The sequence below is a fragment of the Polynucleobacter sp. HIN8 genome, from assembly GCF_030297615.1.
Taxonomy (GTDB): domain Bacteria; phylum Pseudomonadota; class Gammaproteobacteria; order Burkholderiales; family Burkholderiaceae; genus Polynucleobacter.
Genome location: NZ_AP028139.1, coordinates 1,881,222 through 1,897,900, shown reverse-complemented (window position 1 = coordinate 1,897,900; position 16,679 = coordinate 1,881,222). Strand labels below are relative to the sequence as shown.

At 46.1% G+C, this 16,679-nt stretch carries 21 protein-coding genes; 16 read left to right on the top strand and 5 right to left on the bottom strand.

Features of this window, described 5'->3' with window-relative positions; translation table 11 throughout:
• Positions 1-23: 23 nt before the first annotated feature.
• Entirely contained in the window at positions 24-1,412 is a 1,389-nt protein-coding gene (locus QUE65_RS09915) for an NAD(P)/FAD-dependent oxidoreductase (protein WP_286280948.1), read from the bottom strand.
• Entirely contained in the window at positions 1,409-1,984 is a 576-nt protein-coding gene (locus QUE65_RS09910; protein ID WP_458574756.1) for a glutathione peroxidase, read from the bottom strand. Before QUE65_RS09910 ends, QUE65_RS09915 begins: the two co-directional genes overlap by 4 nt.
• A 135-nt stretch (positions 1,985-2,119) precedes the next feature.
• On the opposite strand from QUE65_RS09910, the gene rfaE2 reads away from it, so the two are divergent.
• Complete coding sequence (gene rfaE2 / locus QUE65_RS09905) at positions 2,120-2,617, top strand: D-glycero-beta-D-manno-heptose 1-phosphate adenylyltransferase (RefSeq protein WP_286280947.1); 498 nt, start codon at positions 2,120-2,122, stop codon at positions 2,615-2,617.
• Here rfaE2 and QUE65_RS09900 read toward each other — a convergent pair.
• Both QUE65_RS09900 and QUE65_RS09895 read right to left on the bottom strand, forming a co-directional pair.
• Positions 2,614-3,423 carry a type III pantothenate kinase gene (locus tag QUE65_RS09900; protein ID WP_286280946.1) on the bottom strand — a complete coding sequence of 270 codons (810 nt, stop codon included), beginning with the start codon at positions 3,421-3,423 and terminating at the stop codon, positions 2,614-2,616. The two genes, rfaE2 and QUE65_RS09900, sit on opposite strands and share 4 nt — an antisense overlap.
• The gene (locus QUE65_RS09895; protein WP_286280945.1) at positions 3,420-4,220 is read right to left on the bottom strand and encodes a biotin--[acetyl-CoA-carboxylase] ligase; all 801 of its coding nucleotides are present in this window, start codon (positions 4,218-4,220) and stop codon (positions 3,420-3,422) included. The genes QUE65_RS09900 and QUE65_RS09895 overlap by 4 nt, the downstream gene beginning before the upstream one ends.
• A gap of 38 nt (positions 4,221-4,258) precedes the next feature.
• Between QUE65_RS09895 and QUE65_RS09890 the strand changes: the two genes are divergently transcribed.
• Genes QUE65_RS09890 through QUE65_RS09855 form a run of 8 tightly spaced genes read left to right on the top strand, consistent with a single transcriptional unit; the run spans position 4,259 to position 10,296 of the window.
• Positions 4,259-5,383, top strand: coding sequence for a VanZ family protein (locus QUE65_RS09890; RefSeq protein ID WP_286280944.1), 1,125 nt, complete (start codon positions 4,259-4,261; stop codon positions 5,381-5,383).
• Between the two features lie 38 nt (positions 5,384-5,421).
• Positions 5,422-5,727: a (2Fe-2S) ferredoxin domain-containing protein gene (locus tag QUE65_RS09885; protein WP_458574755.1), complete on the top strand. Its 306-nt coding sequence runs from the start codon at positions 5,422-5,424 to the stop codon at positions 5,725-5,727.
• Between the two features lie 20 nt (positions 5,728-5,747).
• Positions 5,748-6,467, top strand: a complete 720-nt coding sequence (locus QUE65_RS09880; RefSeq protein ID WP_286280942.1) for an alpha/beta hydrolase — start codon at positions 5,748-5,750, stop codon at positions 6,465-6,467.
• Entirely contained in the window at positions 6,464-6,739 is a 276-nt protein-coding gene (locus QUE65_RS09875; RefSeq protein WP_286280941.1) for an HP0495 family protein, read from the top strand. Before QUE65_RS09880 ends, QUE65_RS09875 begins: the two co-directional genes overlap by 4 nt.
• Before the next feature lie 8 nt (positions 6,740-6,747).
• Entirely contained in the window at positions 6,748-7,407 is a 660-nt protein-coding gene (gene lipB, locus QUE65_RS09870) for a lipoyl(octanoyl) transferase LipB (protein ID WP_286280940.1), read from the top strand.
• The gene (gene lipA / locus QUE65_RS09865; RefSeq protein WP_286280938.1) at positions 7,407-8,378 is read left to right on the top strand and encodes a lipoyl synthase; all 972 of its coding nucleotides are present in this window, start codon (positions 7,407-7,409) and stop codon (positions 8,376-8,378) included. The genes lipB and lipA overlap by 1 nt, the downstream gene beginning before the upstream one ends.
• A gap of 1 nt (position 8,379) precedes the next feature.
• Entirely contained in the window at positions 8,380-8,943 is a 564-nt protein-coding gene (locus QUE65_RS09860; RefSeq protein ID WP_286280936.1) for a hypothetical protein, read from the top strand.
• A 6-nt stretch (positions 8,944-8,949) separates the two neighbouring features.
• Positions 8,950-10,296: an MFS transporter gene (locus QUE65_RS09855; RefSeq protein WP_286280935.1), complete on the top strand. Its 1,347-nt coding sequence runs from the start codon at positions 8,950-8,952 to the stop codon at positions 10,294-10,296.
• A gap of 16 nt (positions 10,297-10,312) precedes the next feature.
• Here the strand turns inward: QUE65_RS09855 and QUE65_RS09850 are convergent, their stop codons facing one another.
• Positions 10,313-10,570, bottom strand: coding sequence for an accessory factor UbiK family protein (locus QUE65_RS09850; protein ID WP_286280934.1), 258 nt, complete (start codon positions 10,568-10,570; stop codon positions 10,313-10,315).
• Between the two features lie 244 nt (positions 10,571-10,814).
• On the opposite strand from QUE65_RS09850, the gene QUE65_RS09845 reads away from it, so the two are divergent.
• The 7 genes from QUE65_RS09845 (at position 10,815) to QUE65_RS09815 (ending at position 16,679) form a co-directional block, all read left to right on the top strand.
• The gene (locus QUE65_RS09845) at positions 10,815-11,726 is read left to right on the top strand and encodes a TorF family putative porin (RefSeq protein ID WP_286280933.1); all 912 of its coding nucleotides are present in this window, start codon (positions 10,815-10,817) and stop codon (positions 11,724-11,726) included.
• 26 nt (positions 11,727-11,752) lie between these two features.
• Positions 11,753-12,091, top strand: a complete 339-nt coding sequence (locus QUE65_RS09840) for a P-II family nitrogen regulator (protein WP_108509169.1) — start codon at positions 11,753-11,755, stop codon at positions 12,089-12,091.
• Positions 12,092-12,101: 10 nt separating this feature from the next.
• Positions 12,102-13,589 (top strand): ammonium transporter, encoded by a 1,488-nt coding sequence (locus tag QUE65_RS09835; RefSeq protein WP_286280931.1) that lies wholly within the window; start codon positions 12,102-12,104, stop codon positions 13,587-13,589.
• A 122-nt stretch (positions 13,590-13,711) separates the two neighbouring features.
• Complete coding sequence (gene gshA, locus QUE65_RS09830; protein WP_286280930.1) at positions 13,712-15,010, top strand: glutamate--cysteine ligase; 1,299 nt, start codon at positions 13,712-13,714, stop codon at positions 15,008-15,010.
• Between the two features lie 8 nt (positions 15,011-15,018).
• Complete coding sequence (gshB, locus tag QUE65_RS09825; RefSeq protein ID WP_215370467.1) at positions 15,019-15,957, top strand: glutathione synthase; 939 nt, start codon at positions 15,019-15,021, stop codon at positions 15,955-15,957.
• A gap of 1 nt (position 15,958) precedes the next feature.
• Positions 15,959-16,423, top strand: a complete 465-nt coding sequence (locus tag QUE65_RS09820; protein WP_286280928.1) for a PTS sugar transporter subunit IIA — start codon at positions 15,959-15,961, stop codon at positions 16,421-16,423.
• Positions 16,410-16,679, top strand: a complete 270-nt coding sequence (locus QUE65_RS09815) for an HPr family phosphocarrier protein (protein ID WP_286280927.1) — start codon at positions 16,410-16,412, stop codon at positions 16,677-16,679. The genes QUE65_RS09820 and QUE65_RS09815 overlap by 14 nt, the downstream gene beginning before the upstream one ends.

The following is a 16,679-nucleotide window of genomic DNA, read 5'->3' as shown; positions in this document are numbered from 1 at the left end:
CGCTTGGAATGCAAAAGCTTTGTTTAGTTTGCTGATTGAAGAGGTGGGCGCTTGAGAGGCGCATGCAGGGAGGTTGCAAGATCCGCTGCCACCAACTCCCCCGAGCGAAGACCATCTTCATGAAAACCGTATCCAGTCCAGGCGCCACAGAACCAAATGCCCCCCTTACCCTGAATTAATGAAAGATTTTTTTGTGCCGAAATGGCCTTCGAATCAAAGATAGGGTGTGAGTAGGCAATTTCCTTAAAAACTAAATCAGGCTTTGGCTCAACTAAGGGGTTAAGACTAACAATAATTGGCTCATGCTGCAATGCAGCTGGTAAGGGTTGGAGCTTGTTGATGAGATAGTCAACACTCACCGCTTGGATTTGATTATTGGAGTAATTTGTTTTGTAGTTCCAGGCTGCCCAGCAGCGTTTTGTACGGGGCAAGAGGTTGGCATCTCGATGCAACACTGCGCGATTTGATTGATAGGGGATAGCTGCCAAGAGAGATCGATCAAATTCATCAATCCCATAAAGTAGCTTCAGGCTCTCATCGCTATGACAGGCCATAACGATCTCATCAAAATAATGGATACCTTGAGCACTAATCAATTCAACGCGTTTATCAGGACTTTGCGGATCGGGCACATTCACTTTTTTGACGGCCTCACGAATTAACTTAAATCGCTCGGGATGCATGGCGTTGATTAGTCTTGCTACGTACTCTTTTGACCCACCCCTAACCGTTAACCATTGAGGGCGGTTATTTACTTGTAAAAGCCCATGGTTATGACAAAACCGCACCATGGTTTCGATTGGAAACTCCAGCATTTGTTGGGTGGGGCAGGACCATATCGCACCAATCATCGGTAAAAAATACCACTCCCGAAATGGTCGACTAAAACCATGTTCATCAAGAAATGACGCGATCGATTGCAACTGCTTGGGATCGGTGCTGTGTCCAGCATTTACCTGTTTGGTTGCTAGCGCGGTCGCTAGGCGATTAAACCGCACGATATCCGTAACCATTCTCCAAAATGCTGGACGTAGTAGATTCGTTCGTTGCCCAAATAGGGTATTTAGGTTATCGCCTGACCATTCGAGAGAGCGATCAATTGAGACCGAAAAAGTCATTTCCGATAAGGCAATTGGTACCTGCAATTCCTCGAATAATCGCGTCAATCGCGGATAGGTTTTTCGGTTAAAGACTAAAAATCCAGTATCCACCCCACACTTAACCACGCCATTGCGATCCGCAATTTCAATATCAACGGTATTGCTGTGTCCTCCAATATGCGAAGCTTCCTCAAATAAGGTGACATGGACCCCAGCATTCTTTTGTAATGCATAGGCACAGCCTAAGCCAGAAATGCCAGCGCCAACAATTGCAACTTTTTTTTGGGGTGAAGAATGGGGGTGCAGGTTCACGAGGCTTTGGGCTTTAGTAGTTTTTCAATTTCAGAGGTTATCGATTTGCTATCCGGTTTCGTTAGGCTATTAAAGGAATCAATAATATTGCCGTCACGATCAATTAAGTACTTGTAAAAATTCCACTTGGGCGTGGTACCCGTTTTGGTAATCAACATCTTAAATAAAGGATTCGCTTCTTTGCCACTAACGGAGCTTTTAGCAAACATTGGAAATTTTACATCGTAGGTATTTTTACAAAACTCTGCGATTTCTTTATTTGATCCGGGCTCTTGTTGCCCAAAATCATTGGATGGGAAACCTAAAATCACAAAACCACGATCTTTATAGCGCGCATAAATTTTCTCAAGGGATTCATACTGGCTTGTAAAACCACAAAAACTAGCGGTGTTGACCACCATAATGACCTTGCCTTGGTATTGGCAAAGATTTTGTGGGATTTCATCTTGAAGCCTCAGAAAGGTATGTGAAAGCGTTGGGCTGCACTTATTAGCCGACGAGTTTGCGTGCGCATCATTTGGATTAAGCATAGTCACAGTACCAAATAGGGAAATCATGATTAGCCATTTCATTCGGAGACCTCACTTTTAACCTAGAAACCTTGAAGTCTACCGTCTTCCGCCACCTTTTGTGTTTTGGAGAAAATTTCCCCTTATTTTCAGGGTAAGGCAGCATTTTTAGGTTGGGAATCATCTAGAATTCGAACTATGGTCCAGCCAATTCTGAAGCCCCCTGCCTTTGAAGCAAAACTATGTGACATTGATGGAGATTTGGACACCAAGTTAAATACTTTAGCTCGCCCCATGGTTTTCACAAATGGGGTGTTCGATCTCTTGCACCGGGGCCATGTAAGTTATTTGGCACAAGCCCGCCAGCTAGGAATGAGCCTTGTCGTTGGCGTCAACTCCGATGCATCGGTACGCATGTTAGGAAAGGGTTCAGATCGTCCGATTAATGGTCAGGAAGATCGAATGGCCCTTCTCGCCGCATTAGAGAGCGTTGATTTGGTCGTACTGTTCTCAGAACAAACTCCAGTCGAATTGATTCGTCGGATCCGCCCAGATATTTATGTCAAAGGCGGAGACTATGCGATTGAGTCTTTAGAGGAAACCAAAGTCGTGCAGGCTTGGGGTGGAAAAGCATTTGCAATCCCTTTTATTTACGAGCGTTCCACCACAAATCTGCTAGGTAAGATTCGTTCTTAGTTCGCTGTGACCTGGGTGTTGAGCCAGGCCCAAAGTCCACGAAGTACTAAACCCGGCATTTTTTCTACAGGGATTTGCTTTCGAATCAAATCATCAAACACGATATTCGTATTGCCGCCATCGATCCATACCCGGGTAATTATTTGATGGTGTTGCCTAGCAAAATTCATCGCCTCTTGAATTGCCCCCAAATGCGCTAGTCGGGATCCTTCGTCAATAGCGCTCGCAGTATCTAATCCAATACCGGACGATTGTTGATGAAGGCTGGCCACATCAAGACCGGCAGTATGTTGCAATAGACTTTGTCGCATTAGACCCAAACCGGGCAGAATCCAGCCGCCATAGTGCATACCGTTGCCACCCAGAAAATCAATGGTCGTAGCGGTACCAGCACTAATTACTAAGGTGTTGTCATTGGATAAATGACGAGCGGCAATCAAAGCGGCCCAGCGATCAGCGCCCAGAGTATGGGTGTTTTGGTATTGGGTCCGTAGGGATGGATACGATGAATTACCTACTAGACGAAATTGTGGGCAGTGTCGCCAGGGTTGAAGTAGCTCACGCAATTGTTGTACTGCAGATTCAGCTGCCACACTGCAAAGCCCAATCGCACTTGGGGCTGGGATGGTATTGAAAATATAGTGAGCCAGTTCATCACGGTGTTCTTTTGAACCTAGCAACTTCGTATCAATGGCACCGGAGTGATCCCATAATTTTTTATCCCGCTCAATGGGGTTACGTTTACCATCAACGCTAGCCCACTTTAAGCGAGAGTTACCAATATCAATCAATAGGAATGAGCTCATGCGTGCCTTCGGAGGGATACGTCGCCGGCATAAATCGTTGTTAGCTCAGCCTTACCAAACTCTTGCAGTAAGAATGCCCCTTCTTCATTGATACCATGCGCAATCCCTGTTTGCTTAATTAAGCCAGATTCAGAAATGCTCACGGGCTGATTTCGGTAGGCGTCCCAAAAATCCCACTGCGAGCGAAACGGTACAAATCCTTTAGTGGCAAATAGCTCTAAATAATCACCAAGGGCGTTGAGAATGGCGAGCCAAACTAAATCGGCTTCCATTGGCATGTGTTTTTGATTGAGCTCCGACAGAGCGCTAATGGGTAATTGGGTGGCATTTTCTATAGCCTTGGAATGAGTTAAGTTCATGCCAATCCCAATAATCATCCAGACTCGTTCATTCGCATTCGAGCTTGAAAGTTTCCCCCCTTCAATCAGAATCCCTCCTAATTTACGTTCGTTAATGAGAAGATCATTGGGCCACTTCAGCGAGAGGCCGTGCTGTCGCAAGCTCATTTCATCAAGCCCAAGACTCTTGGAAATACCCTGGATAACAGCCAGTCCACAAACAAGACTTAGCCCGTGTAGAAATTGCTGTGGTTGATTAAATGGATAAGCAAGCGAGAACGATAAGGACGAGTTTGGCTCGGCAAACCATTGTCGCCCTGCTCGCCCTTTGCCCTTGGTTTGGTGTTTGGCTAAGCGAGAGACAGGATCGATAAGTTCCCTTGAGCGCCAGCGCGCCATCAGGTCATCGTTGGTTGATTCAGTTTGGGCGACGCGCTCAAGAATGCAATTCCAGTTCATTTGTCTATTGTAGAAAGGTCTCGCTAGAATGGGTACTTATGTCAGGTAAAGACGAAAAAGACCTTATCCAGGAACGCGCTGATACCCCAAGAGTGCCACAGCGTATTCATTGGCCTTTACAGGCGATGCCGCTGGCTCGAGCGATCGCGATTATCTATGTTTTCCTGATTGGCTATGGCTGCTTAAACCCTTTTAATGTGGATTGGAAGTTTGGTTTAGATCCATTTGCGTGGTGGACTGGTCCCCTACCAAAATACATTACCTTATTTGATGTCACGATCAATATCTTGGGATACATTCCTTTAGGTTTTATTTTGGTCTTTGCACTTTATCCTCGCTGGCAAGGATTTCAAGCGATTACTATCACCTTAGTATTTAGCGCCTTTCTATCGGGATTGATCGAAAGTGCACAAAGTTGGCTGCCCACTCGAGTGCCTACACAAATTGATTGGATTGCTAATCTAATGGGTGCTTTTATTGGCGCATTGTTAGCTCAACCCTTAGGGCCACACTGGTTATCTGGAACGGCGCTACGTAAGCGTTTTGATTATTGGTTTGGCACACGCTGGCTAAGCGTCGCCCTGTTTATTTTGTTTCCGTTTGCACAAATTTATCCCCAAAGTGCATGGCTGGGCATGGGCTTTTTGGGTCTCGGCGTTAATCCAATAGCCAATTGGGGGTTGGGAGGAATTCATCACACCATTTATGAAGCCTTGGTGACCAGCCTTAGTTGGTTTGGCGTTTGCTTATTTTTTTCCCTTGCATTACGCGCCAATATTCCAAAATTAACTCTATTGGCAGGATTATTGGCAATCACAATCATTATTAAATCCTTATTCACATCTCTACAGTTTGGATCGGAGTTTGGCTTTGTATGGTTAAGTGCGGGTGCCATTTGGGGGATGGTGCTCAGTAGTCTCTTGGCTGGTATCTTTATGCGCTTTTCAACTAGTATTCGCCTCATTGCTTGTATCAGCGCCCTAGTGGCTCTCATGATTTTGGTGAACTATTTTCCAGATAATCCATACTTCACCATCAGCCTGCCGCGATGGAATCACAGCCGCTTGGCACATCTCAATGATTTAATGCAATGGCTATCTTGGTTATGGTTACCAGTAGCATTTATTTGGCTTATTTATTTTGCGCGCCGGGCAAATAACTGAGTTCGGCTAGAAGCGCTATCCATCGATATAATTTGAGAATGAGCTATCAATACCATCTATTTTTTTGTTTAAACGAGCGAAGTAATGGCGATGATTGCTGTGCTCGACACAATGCCCAAGCGTTATTTGATTACACTAAAAAACGGGTTAAGGAGCTAGGGCTTAACGGTGCAGGTAAGGTGCGCGTGAATAAAGCCGGCTGCTTAGACCATTGTGCGAATGGTCCGGTCATGGTGGTTTATCCGCAGGGCATATGGTATTCCATGATCGATACTGAGGATGTGGCAGAAATCATCGACTCTCATTTGGTGCAAGGTAAGCCTGTCGAACGTTTAATGATTTAGTTGAGCGATTGGCGCATCGCATGAATAGTCGGACCCAAACCATTACGATCCAAGGCCCAGCAGGTCTGATTCAGCTCTCCATTGATTTACCAGAAAGCCTTAAGCAAAATCCCCATACTGTGCTGCGAGGGCTGGCCTTGATTGCGCATCCCCACCCGCTTCTTGGGGGAACGATGGATAACAAGGTAGTGCAGACCTTAGCAAGAACCTTTAATCAGCTCGATTATGTGTGCGTGCGCCCAAACTTTCGTGGCGTTGGTTTATCAGAAGGCATTCATGATGAGGGGCGCGGTGAGCTCGATGATCTAATTGTTATTAGCGTTTGGATGCGCACCCCAGGAGCTTGGTTGCAAAGCCTGTCTAATGCCAATGAGCAGCCATGGATTACTCAGGTCAATCAATTACCCTTGGTGTTGGCCGGCTTCTCTTTTGGAAGTTATGTGGGTACGCATTTAGTACAAAAATTGGCTGAGCTTGGTCGACCGGTAGAACGTTTTGTGATGGTTGGTAGCGCAGCGGGTAAATGGGAGTTAGCCGAACGTGTTCCAGCCGATACGATTGTGATTCATGGAGAAAATGATGAGACCATTCCATTGAGTGCTGTATTCGATTGGACCAGGCCTCAAGAATTAACGGTTCATGTTGTGCCAGGAGCGGATCATTTTTTTCATCGCAAGCTGCACTGTATTCGCAATATCATTTTGTCTAACTGGTTGGGCTTTCCGAGAACATCATCATGAACACCAACACTCCAGCGGAGTCCTTGATACAGTATCCCTGTGACTTTCCAATCAAAGTAATGGGTAAAGCCACCCCCGAGTTCTTGCCCGCGGTGATTCATGTTGCTAAGCAATTTGACCCTGATTTTCAGGAGACAAGTATTGAAGAGCGGCCATCGCGTGATGGTAATTACCTCGGTCTAACAATCACGGTGCATGTAACGAGCCGGGAGCAGCTCGATGAAATCTATCGAACCTTATCTACACATCCCTTGGTGAGCGTCGTACTCTAGTGACTGATATGCAGGCTAGCCCAGTGCAAATTCGCTTCTTGGGCATGGTGGATTACCAGAAAGCCTTTGATGCCATGAAACGGTTTACGCAGGATCGTTCTGCAACAACGGCAGATGAGATTTGGGTGTTGCAGCACCCTCCAGTCTTTACCTTGGGTTTGGCTGGAGAGCCAAATAATTTACATACTCCGATTGATTCGATTCCGCTTATTGAGGTTGACCGTGGTGGTGAGATTACTTATCACGGGCCAGGGCAAATCGTGATTTATTTATTACTGGATCTTAGGCGTAAGAAGCTTTTTGTGAAAGAGTTCGTTCGAAGTATCGAGGAAGCGGTGATCCAGACGCTCAGAGCTTACAAGGTGATTGCTGAACGCAAACCAGGAGCCCCTGGCATTTATCTTAGTAACCAGTCTGAGGTGGAAGAGTCTCTTTGGGGTGCGAAGATTGCAGCCCTAGGGCTTAAAATTACCAAACAATGCAGTTACCATGGTTTGGCACTGAATATTGATATGGACTTATCGCCCTTTGATGCTATCCACCCCTGTGGCTATGAGGGCTTACGAACCGTTGATCTCAAATCGTTGGGAATTTGCGAGAATATCGATACCGTTGCAGGAACTTTATTGAATCACCTACAACAGCAATTGCAACTGGAACCTGTTTGATGAGCGATTTAAAAAAAGAATACGATCCCCTGCAAAAACAAAAGTCAGCAGATAAGACCGCGCGGATTCCGATCAAGATCGTGCCTCTAGCCGAGACTCTAAAAAAGCCAGATTGGATTCGGGTGAAAGCCGCATCGAGTAGTTCACGATTTACAGAGATCAAACAGATTTTGCGTGAGAACCAGTTAGTCACAGTATGCGAAGAGGCGAGCTGCCCAAATATTGGTGAATGCTTTGGCAAAGGTACGGCCACATTTATGATCATGGGCGATAAATGCACTCGCCGCTGTCCGTTTTGTGATGTGGGTCATGGCAGACCCGATCCTCTGGATTTACAAGAACCAATTAATCTGGCCAAAACAATTGCTGCACTCAAACTATCTTATGTCGTAATTACGAGTGTGGATCGCGATGACCTGCGAGACGGAGGTGCACAGCATTTTGTCGATTGCATTCGTCGCACCAAAGAACTCTCACCTTCAACGCGCATTGAGGTTTTGGTACCTGATTTTCGTGGTCGTCTTGAGAAGGCTCTCGATATTTTTGCTAGCGATCCACAAGGTTTGCCCGATGTCATGAACCATAACCTTGAGACCGTACCGCGTTTGTATAAACAAGCCCGACCAGGGTCAGACTATGCGCACTCATTGAAGTTATTGATGGACTTTAAGGCGCGCTTTCCGCAGATACCAACCAAGAGTGGATTAATGGTTGGTTTAGGCGAGACCGATGAAGAGATTTTGGAGGTAATGCAGGATATGCGTGCGCATCATATTGATATGCTCACCATTGGTCAGTATCTTGCCCCATCAAATCATCATCTACCCGTATTGCGGTACGTACATCCCGATACCTTTAAAGATTTTGAGCAAAGAGCCTATGCGATGGGCTTTAGCCATGCAGCAGTTGGTGCGATGGTCCGTTCAAGTTATCACGCCGATCAACAAGCCCATGAGGCTGGCGTTGTATAGAGTGTTGCGCAGATTTGGGCTAGTTACCCTTGGTATTCTGATCGTAGCGTGTAGCCCCCAGTTCGATTGGCGCACCATTAAAAATGATGCTCAGGGCTATTCGGCGATGTTTCCAAGTAAACCTCAATTGATTGAGCGCAGTATCAATTACCAGCAGACTTCCCTAAAGCAAACGTTGGAGTTTGCTAAAGTGAATGAAGATGTGTTTGCGGTAATGACTACACAAATACCGGCAACGATTGCGACCCAGGTCACAATGGTTGAAAAGATGTTGCAAAATACCCTATTGCGACAAGCAAATACAACCCAATTTAATCTGGTTAAAGATGCCACTAGCCGAATTGGGTCAGCAGCTCAAACTAAACAGGTGGCTCAGGATTTTTATTTAGATCTTGCGCATAATAAGAAGGTGATGCGCGTACGGTGGCTGATTAGGCCAGCAGCAAATGATTCTGTGAACCTCTATCAGATTAGTGTGATTCGGACGGGTCAGTCGAGTCAACTCGAGCCGCTCCTTAACCAAGAAAACATCAGCATTTTTTTTGATGAGTTTCGACCGAACTAAGTACTAATGAGTCGAATGCATTACTCCCATTGGTATGGCAGGCCCAATGATCGTTTAAAGCTACCGGTCGAGGGCGGGTTTGCATTGCGTATTTTCTTATGCTTTGCGATGGCCTACTTCATGTCGTACGCATTTCGCACGATTAATGTGGTGATCGCCCCTGATCTTGTGCGTGACCTCCAAATTAGTAATGCCGATTTAGGCCTTTTGTCATCAGCTTATTTTGTCGGTTTTGGAATGACTCAAATCCCACTGGGTTTAGCGCTTGATCGCTTTGGTCCACGGATTACTGAAGCATGGGTGATGACCCTTGCTGTAATTGGTGCCATTATTTTTGCCTTGGCCGAGAACTTCAATACGCTTGTCATCGCGCGGATCTTAATTGGAATGGGGGTATCTGCATGTCTGATGGCAGCATTCTCGGGCTTTAGAGCGTGGTACGCCCCTTCCCAGCAAGGGCAACTTGCCTCAGCCATGTTGGTATTTGGAACCAGTGGTGCATTAGCTAGCACCTGGCCAGTGCATCTGGTCACACCCTATATCGGTTGGCGCGGGGTCTTTTTATTGCTCGCCGGCTTATCGTTTTTGGCAATCCTGATTTTGTATTTTGGTTTACCAGTGAGAAAGCAATACCAGCAACATCAACAAACGAATCACGAACCACCAAGCTCACACGCTAATTTGTCGTGGCAGAGTTATCAGCCAATTTTGACCAACCCATTTTTTTGGCGGATTTTGCCGCTTGGAACATTCTGTTATGGCGGGTTTATCGCGATTCAAACCCTATGGTTTGGTCCTTGGCTCATTGAGGTCATGGAGTATCAACCCAGTACTGCTGCACAAATCGTATTCGGATTTAATACCGTACTTCTAGTTGCTTATCTTTTTAACGCATGGATCCTACCAAAGTTAGCAAAGCGCGGGATTGATACCATGCGTTATATGACTTGGATGGTCGGCGCTTCAATGGTCATGCAAGCCTGTGCGTATTTTTGGCAAACACCCTTGGTATGGATCTGGTGGTATTTATTTGCTATTACCTGCGCTTCCTTTGTGTTGGCACAAAGCATTATTGTTTTGTATTTTCCGAAGCACTATTCAGGAAGAGTTAGCACTACATACAACCTCACACTCTTTATTGGCGCCTTTATTGTGCAATGGGGTATTGGCCATCTATTGGATTTCGGAATTGCCATGGGATGGAATAAAACCAGCGCTTATGATTTGGCGTTAGCCGTATTTCTAATCGTGCAAATTGCTGGTTTTATATGGTTCTTGATTGCACCCAAATACTATCCTGCCGCATTCTTTCGCGATGACGATGAAGAAGAAAATACTCCAGTGACGACCTAGTGTGGAACCTAGAGTATTAGGATTTGTTTTCGAGTGCCGCTACTTTTGCTTCAAGCGCTTCTAACTTTTCACGGGTCTTAGCCAAGACCTTCGACTGAATATCAAACTCTTCGCGGGTAACCAAATCCATGCGTTGAAAGCCTTGGTTCATCATGGCCCTGACATTTTTTTCAATGTCTTTAGCGGGTGAGTTGCGAATGACCTCGCCGATCTTGTTTTGCATATCGACCGCGATGGCCTGCATTTGCTCGAATAGTTGACTGGGTTTTTGCATAGATAAATTGTAGGGCGAAGCCAAAGACCTTGCATGCACAAAATAAGTGCAAATTACAGTGCATTCTTTTGGTGCAAAAGCCCGTTATTCAACAGAGTTTCACCAAGTTGAAACGTAAATTAAGAATAAAAATCCATCTTAAAGACCATAAGTAATTGATTATAAACGATATTTCAAGGTTGGCATGCTAATTGCATCAGTAGGTCTGTAGTGCATTTTTTCATTCAACCAGAAGGGAGTATTTATGAACACTTTTAAGAAAACCACACTTGCTCTAGCGATCTCTGCATTGGCAGGTGGCGTAATGGCGCAATCGGCACCAGCACCCGCTCCAGCCCCAGAAAAGAGTCCTATTACTGCGAACGTTACCGTAGTGAATGACTACCGTTATCGTGGAATGACACAATCAAATTTTAAACCTGCTATTCAAGGTGGTTTTGATTACGCTCATGAGAGCGGGTTCTATGTTGGCAACTGGAACTCTTCAATTTCTTGGATTAGCGATGGGTACCCTGCAAATGGTTCTGTAAGTTATGGTCGATCGGTATCAGCGCCGGTTGAAATGGACTTTTATGCCGGATTTAAAAAAGAATTAATTGGCGAGGGATTTGCCACTGATATTGGCGTTTTACAGTATTACTATCCAACTTCTGGACTCAGAACATTACCTCAAAATACTTCAAACTGCTCTGGAACATCAAGAAATGGTTGCGGAACAGTACCAAATACTACGGAGCTATATTTGGCGCAAAATTTTGCATTTGGGCCTGTTAATGGATTTGTGAAAGTTAATTACTCATTAACTAATATCTTTGGAATTTATAACAGTGCGGGCTCTTATTACCCTGATCTTACAGTTAATTACGACACTGGAATCTTCGGATTAACTTTAAATGGCCATATTGGATATCAATACGTATCTAACTCTCAAACCGTTTCCGGAGTGAAATATGATTACAGTTATACGGACTGGAAACTTGGCATAACAAAAGATTTTGGTGGCGGATTATCTGCAAACATTTCATATGTTGCCACATCTCAACCAAAGGCTGGCGGTAATTATTTATGGTACACACCAACCACCAATGGCTCATCGTTGAACAACAATTCAGCAGGTAAGGGTGGTGGCCTCATTTCCCTCACCAAAACTTTCTAATTCCTCTCACTATCTAGGAGATATGCATGAAAATGATTACCGCAATCATCAAGCCTTTCAAGCTTGACGAGGTGCGTGAAGCCCTCTCAGAAGTTGGGGTTTCAGGCATCACCGTCTCGGAAGTGAAAGGTTTTGGTCGACAAAAGGGTCACACCGAGTTGTATCGTGGTGCTGAATATGTCGTTGATTTTTTACCTAAGGTTCGCATTGAAGCTGCGGTAGAAGATGGCATTCTCGATCGCGCCATTGAGGCAATTGAGAAATCAGCACGCACAGGCAAGATTGGTGATGGCAAGATTTTTGTCTCTTCCATCGAACATGTCGTTCGTATTCGTACCGGTGAAACCGGTACCTCAGCACTATAAGGGGTTAACCATGTTGAATTGGATGAAACGTCTCGTTGCTGCTAGTGCTATGGCACTTGCTGTGACCACAACGACAGGTGCGCTAGTTTCTCCAGCGTATGCTGCCGATGATAAAAAACCCGCAGTGACCGCGCCTGCCGCAGCTCCTGGAGCCCCAGCTGCTGCTCCATCAGCCGATCCTGCTCCAACGCCGAATAAAGCAGATACGACTTGGATGATGGTATCAACAGCCTTAGTGATGTTGATGACACTTCCTGGCCTTGCATTGTTCTACGGTGGCTTAACCCGCAGTAAAAACGTACTCTCCGTTTTAATGCAATGTATGGTGGTGTTCTCCTTAGTGGCAGTGTTATGGGCCATTTACGGATATAGCTTTGCATTTACAGAGGGCAACGCGTTCTTTGGCGGCTTAGATCGACTATTTTTGTCGGGCATGACTCCAGAGAGTACAGGCGCAACCTTTAGTAAAGGTATTGTGATTTATGAATACTCGTTCATGGCGTTCCAAGCCACCTTTGCATGCATCACCTGCTGCCTGATCATCGGTGCATTTGCTGAGCGCGCGAAGTTTTCTGCAATCTTGTTATTCATGATCATCTGGTTTACGTTTAGCTATCTGCCAATTGCTCACATGGTTTGGTTCTGGGCCGGCCCAGATGCAATCAAGGACGCTGCAAGTCTCGAAGCAGTCACTGCTAGCGCTGGTTGGTTGTGGCAAAAAGGCATGCTTGATTTTGCTGGCGGTACTGTAGTCCACATTAATGCAGCAATCGCTGGTTTAGTGGGATCTTACGTAATTGGTAAGCGCATTGGCTATGGTAAAGAAGCGATGAAGCCCCATAACTTGGCTTACACCATGGTCGGTGCATCACTCTTGTGGTTTGGCTGGTTTGGCTTTAACGCCGGCTCTGCTCTTGAGGCAAACGGCAGCGCAGTGCTTGCGTTGGTAACCACTTTGTTAGCTACCGCTGCCGCTGTTCTTGGTTGGACCATTGCTGAATGGATGACTAAAGGCAAGCCCTCGATGTTGGGCGCTGCCTCTGGCTGTGTTGCAGGCTTAGTCGCAATTACCCCCGCAGCAGGTTTTGTTGGTCCAATGGGTGCCATCATCATTGGCTTTATTGCTGGAGTTCTGTGCTTATGGGGTGTATCAGGCCTTAAGCGCATGCTCGGTGCCGATGATAGCCTCGACGTATTTGGTGTTCATGGCGTAGGCGGCATTGTTGGTGCAATTTTGACCGGTGTATTTGCTGATCCTGCCTTAGGTGGAGCTGGTATTTATGACTATGTTGCCAATGCAGTTGCTACTGAATATTCAATTGGTAGTCAAGTGTTCATTCAGGCTCAGGGTGTGGTGGTGACTCTGATTTGGTCTGGTGTTGTTGCGTTCATTGCTTTCAAGATTGCGGATATGGTGTTTGGACTGCGTGTCAAGGAAGAGGAAGAGCGCGAGGGACTCGACATTACTTCCCATGGCGAGGCTGCTTACGAGTCTTAACTTGATTTGCAATAGTGATTAGTTGTTTACCCCTCACTAGGCGGCACTGGTTGGTTGCCTAGTTTTTAAGCGCGGAATCGCAAGATTCCGCGTCTTTCTTTCAAAAAACTTACAATGCGGATATGGTCCCGCATCTTATTACCGCCTTAAGTGGCCCCCTCTTAGAGCTCGAGTCGAAAGTCCTCGAAGCAACCCCAACGATTGAGCGCTGGTTTCGCTTGGAATGGCAGGAGCATACTCCACCGTTTTATTGCTCGGTTGATCTACGTAACTCCGGATTTAAGCTCTCTCCGGTTGATACCAATCTATTCCCAGGCGGGTTTAATAACCTGTCTCCAGAAATGTTGCCCTTGGCTGTTCAGGCTGCGATGGCGGCGATCGAGAAAATTTGCCCAGAGGCTAAAAATTTATTATTGATCCCAGAGCGACACACACGCAACACCTTTTATTTACAGAATATTGCCTGCCTATCATCAATTCTGCGGCAAGCTGGATTAAATGTCCGTTTGGGTACCTTATCGGAGGAGATTAAAAAGCCGACCGCCATTGAACTACCTGAGGGCGGAAAACTAGTTTTAGAACCCCTTACACGATTAGGCTTACGTAAGACTCGTTTGGGCCTCAAAGATTTTGACCCTTGCTCAATTTTGCTAAACAATGATTTATCCGCCGGTATTCCACCAATACTCGAGAACGTCTATGAGCAATATTTATTACCAGGATTGCATGCGGGTTGGCCCAGTCGTCGCAAATCCAATCACTTTCAAGCCTATGAAGAGTTAGCAAAGAAATTTGCCAAACTAATCAATATTGATCCCTGGATGATCAATCCCTATTACGCCCGCTGCACGGGTATGGATTTTCATGAACAAAAGGGTGAAGAGCAATTACTTGCCGCAGTTGATCAAGTGCTCAAGAAGACCGCTAAAAAATACCGCGAGTATGGGATTAAAGACAAACCCTATGTGGTCGTGAAGCCCGATGCTGGAACCTATGGAATGGGTGTGATGGTTGCGCATGACCCCAATGATCTAAAGAACTTAAATCGCCGTGATCGTAACAAGATGAGTGTTGTTAAGGAAGGTCTTGAAGTAAACGACGTGATTGTTCAAGAAGGTGTCTACACCTTTGAAAAGGTTAATGAGGCAGTGGCCGAACCCGTGGTTTATATGATTGATCGTTACGTAGTTGGTGGGTTTTATCGGGTTCATACCGATCGTGGGCCGGATGAGAATCTGAATGCGCCCGGAATGCATTTTGTACCCCTTGCGTTTGAACAAAACGCCATGCCCGATATGAAAGCAAAGCCAGGCAGCGCAGCACCAAACCGTTTTTATATGTACGGCGTTGTTGCGCGCTTGGCCCTGCTCGCCGCATCGCTTGAGCTTGAGCGCACCGATCCGGATGCCGAGGCCGCTTAAGTCTGGCCATGAAATTCCTTTTTATTGCCGATCCCCTCGATTCATTCAAGGTCGAGAAAGATAGCACCTTGGCCATGATGCGCGCTGCATCGGCTGCAGGTCATGCGATTTGGTATACCCAAAGCCATGATTTACTGTGGGGTGAAGGCAAGGCCAGAGCACGTTGCCAAGCGATTGAACTTTTAGATGGTGAGCATTGGTATGCGTTAGGCTCATTTGAGGAGCATCCGCTGGAATATTTTTCAGCGGTATTGATGCGCCAAGATCCACCTTTCACGGTGGAGTATTTGACGAGTACCTGGATCTTATCGGCTGCGGTTTTGCAAGGGGCGCGGGTATTTAATTCGCCAGATGCAGTTCGCAATCATTCTGAGAAACTCTCGATTACGGAGTTCCCACAATTTATTCCTCCAAGCTTGGTGACGCGTGATATTCATGCAATTCGTGATTTTCATCAGCTGCATCACGATATCGTGATTAAGCCGCTCGATGGTATGGGAGGCATGGGTGTATTTCGGGTCGGGCCCGATGGCCTCAATTTAGCAAGTATTGTTGAAACGCTGGGTGAGAATGGCGCACGCACATTAATGGCACAACGTTACTTACCCGAAATTACTGCCGGGGATAAGCGCGTTTTATTAATTGGTGGTGAAGTCATGCCCTATGCCTTAGCCCGTATTCCGCAGGGCTCGGAGATTCGTGGGAACTTAGCTGTGGGTGGAAAAGGTCTGGCGATGGCCCTGACAGCGCGCGAAGAGGAAATTGCAAATCATTTAGCCCCCATTTTGGCTAAGCGTGGTTTGTTCTTAGTTGGACTTGACATGATCGGCGGCTACTTAACCGAGATTAATGTGACTAGTCCAACCTGCTTTGTGGAAATTACTCAACAAACCAATTTGGATATTGCTCAAAAATGGCTTACATTGCTTGAAAAGGAGCTAATTTAAAGTGCCAGGAATCCTAATTGTTGCCCACACACCGATTGCTGGATCCATGCTTGGCTTTGTTGAGCATACCTATGGCAAGGTGCCGGTTCGTATGGCTGCAGTTGATATTCCTCCGTATGAGGATACCAAAGTCAGCTTTGATCGTGTTTATGAAGCGGCAACCCAGGTCCAAAGTGAATATGGAATATTGGTATTAACGGACGTCATGGGTGCTACGCCGGCAAACGTTGCTACCCGGCTTGCAAGGTCAGACCTTTTCCAGTGCAAGGTGATTGTTCTAGCCGGTGTGAATTTGCCAATGCTGATGCGGGCAATTTCTTATCGGGGTACCGGGGTTGAATCGGTTGCCCTAAAAGCAATGCAAGGGGGTCAAAACGGAATTATTCGGTTAGGGGCGCCCTCTTCGATGACAGAGACTGAGCTTATCTTGAATCAGAATGCAGGAACGAGCGATGCCAAAAGTTGATATTGAAATTATTAATAAGCTTGGTCTGCATGCACGTGCCTCAGCAAAATTATCGCAACTCGCTAGTGAGTATCCGTGCGAGGTTTTTATGAGCAAGAACGGCCGACGCATCAATGCCAAAAGTATTATGGGCGTGATGATGTTAGCCGCTGGTATCGGAAGCATCGTTACCATTGAGACCGTTGGCGAAAAAGAAGACGACGCCTTAAAGAAAATTTGTGAATTGATTCAAGATCGATTTGGTGAGGGCGAGTAG

Coding starts and splice junctions, on each gene's coding strand:
- QUE65_RS09910 (WP_458574756.1), bottom strand. CDS start 1,984: ATGAAATGGCTAATCATGATTTCCCTATTTGGTACTGTGACTATGCTT.
- rfaE2 (WP_286280947.1), top strand. CDS start 2,120: ATGGTCCAGCCAATTCTGAAGCCCCCTGCCTTTGAAGCAAAACTATGT.
- QUE65_RS09900 (WP_286280946.1), bottom strand. CDS start 3,423: ATGAGCTCATTCCTATTGATTGATATTGGTAACTCTCGCTTAAAGTGG.
- QUE65_RS09895 (WP_286280945.1), bottom strand. CDS start 4,220: ATGAACTGGAATTGCATTCTTGAGCGCGTCGCCCAAACTGAATCAACC.
- QUE65_RS09890 (WP_286280944.1), top strand. CDS start 4,259: ATGTCAGGTAAAGACGAAAAAGACCTTATCCAGGAACGCGCTGATACC.
- QUE65_RS09885 (WP_458574755.1), top strand. CDS start 5,422: ATGAGCTATCAATACCATCTATTTTTTTGTTTAAACGAGCGAAGTAAT.
- QUE65_RS09880 (WP_286280942.1), top strand. CDS start 5,748: ATGAATAGTCGGACCCAAACCATTACGATCCAAGGCCCAGCAGGTCTG.
- QUE65_RS09875 (WP_286280941.1), top strand. CDS start 6,464: ATGAACACCAACACTCCAGCGGAGTCCTTGATACAGTATCCCTGTGAC.
- lipB (WP_286280940.1), top strand. CDS start 6,748: ATGCAGGCTAGCCCAGTGCAAATTCGCTTCTTGGGCATGGTGGATTAC.
- lipA (WP_286280938.1), top strand. CDS start 7,407: ATGAGCGATTTAAAAAAAGAATACGATCCCCTGCAAAAACAAAAGTCA.
- QUE65_RS09855 (WP_286280935.1), top strand. CDS start 8,950: ATGAGTCGAATGCATTACTCCCATTGGTATGGCAGGCCCAATGATCGT.
- QUE65_RS09850 (WP_286280934.1), bottom strand. CDS start 10,570: ATGCAAAAACCCAGTCAACTATTCGAGCAAATGCAGGCCATCGCGGTC.
- QUE65_RS09845 (WP_286280933.1), top strand. CDS start 10,815: ATGAACACTTTTAAGAAAACCACACTTGCTCTAGCGATCTCTGCATTG.
- QUE65_RS09840 (WP_108509169.1), top strand. CDS start 11,753: ATGAAAATGATTACCGCAATCATCAAGCCTTTCAAGCTTGACGAGGTG.
- QUE65_RS09835 (WP_286280931.1), top strand. CDS start 12,102: ATGTTGAATTGGATGAAACGTCTCGTTGCTGCTAGTGCTATGGCACTT.
- gshA (WP_286280930.1), top strand. CDS start 13,712: ATGGTCCCGCATCTTATTACCGCCTTAAGTGGCCCCCTCTTAGAGCTC.
- gshB (WP_215370467.1), top strand. CDS start 15,019: ATGAAATTCCTTTTTATTGCCGATCCCCTCGATTCATTCAAGGTCGAG.
- QUE65_RS09815 (WP_286280927.1), top strand. CDS start 16,410: ATGCCAAAAGTTGATATTGAAATTATTAATAAGCTTGGTCTGCATGCA.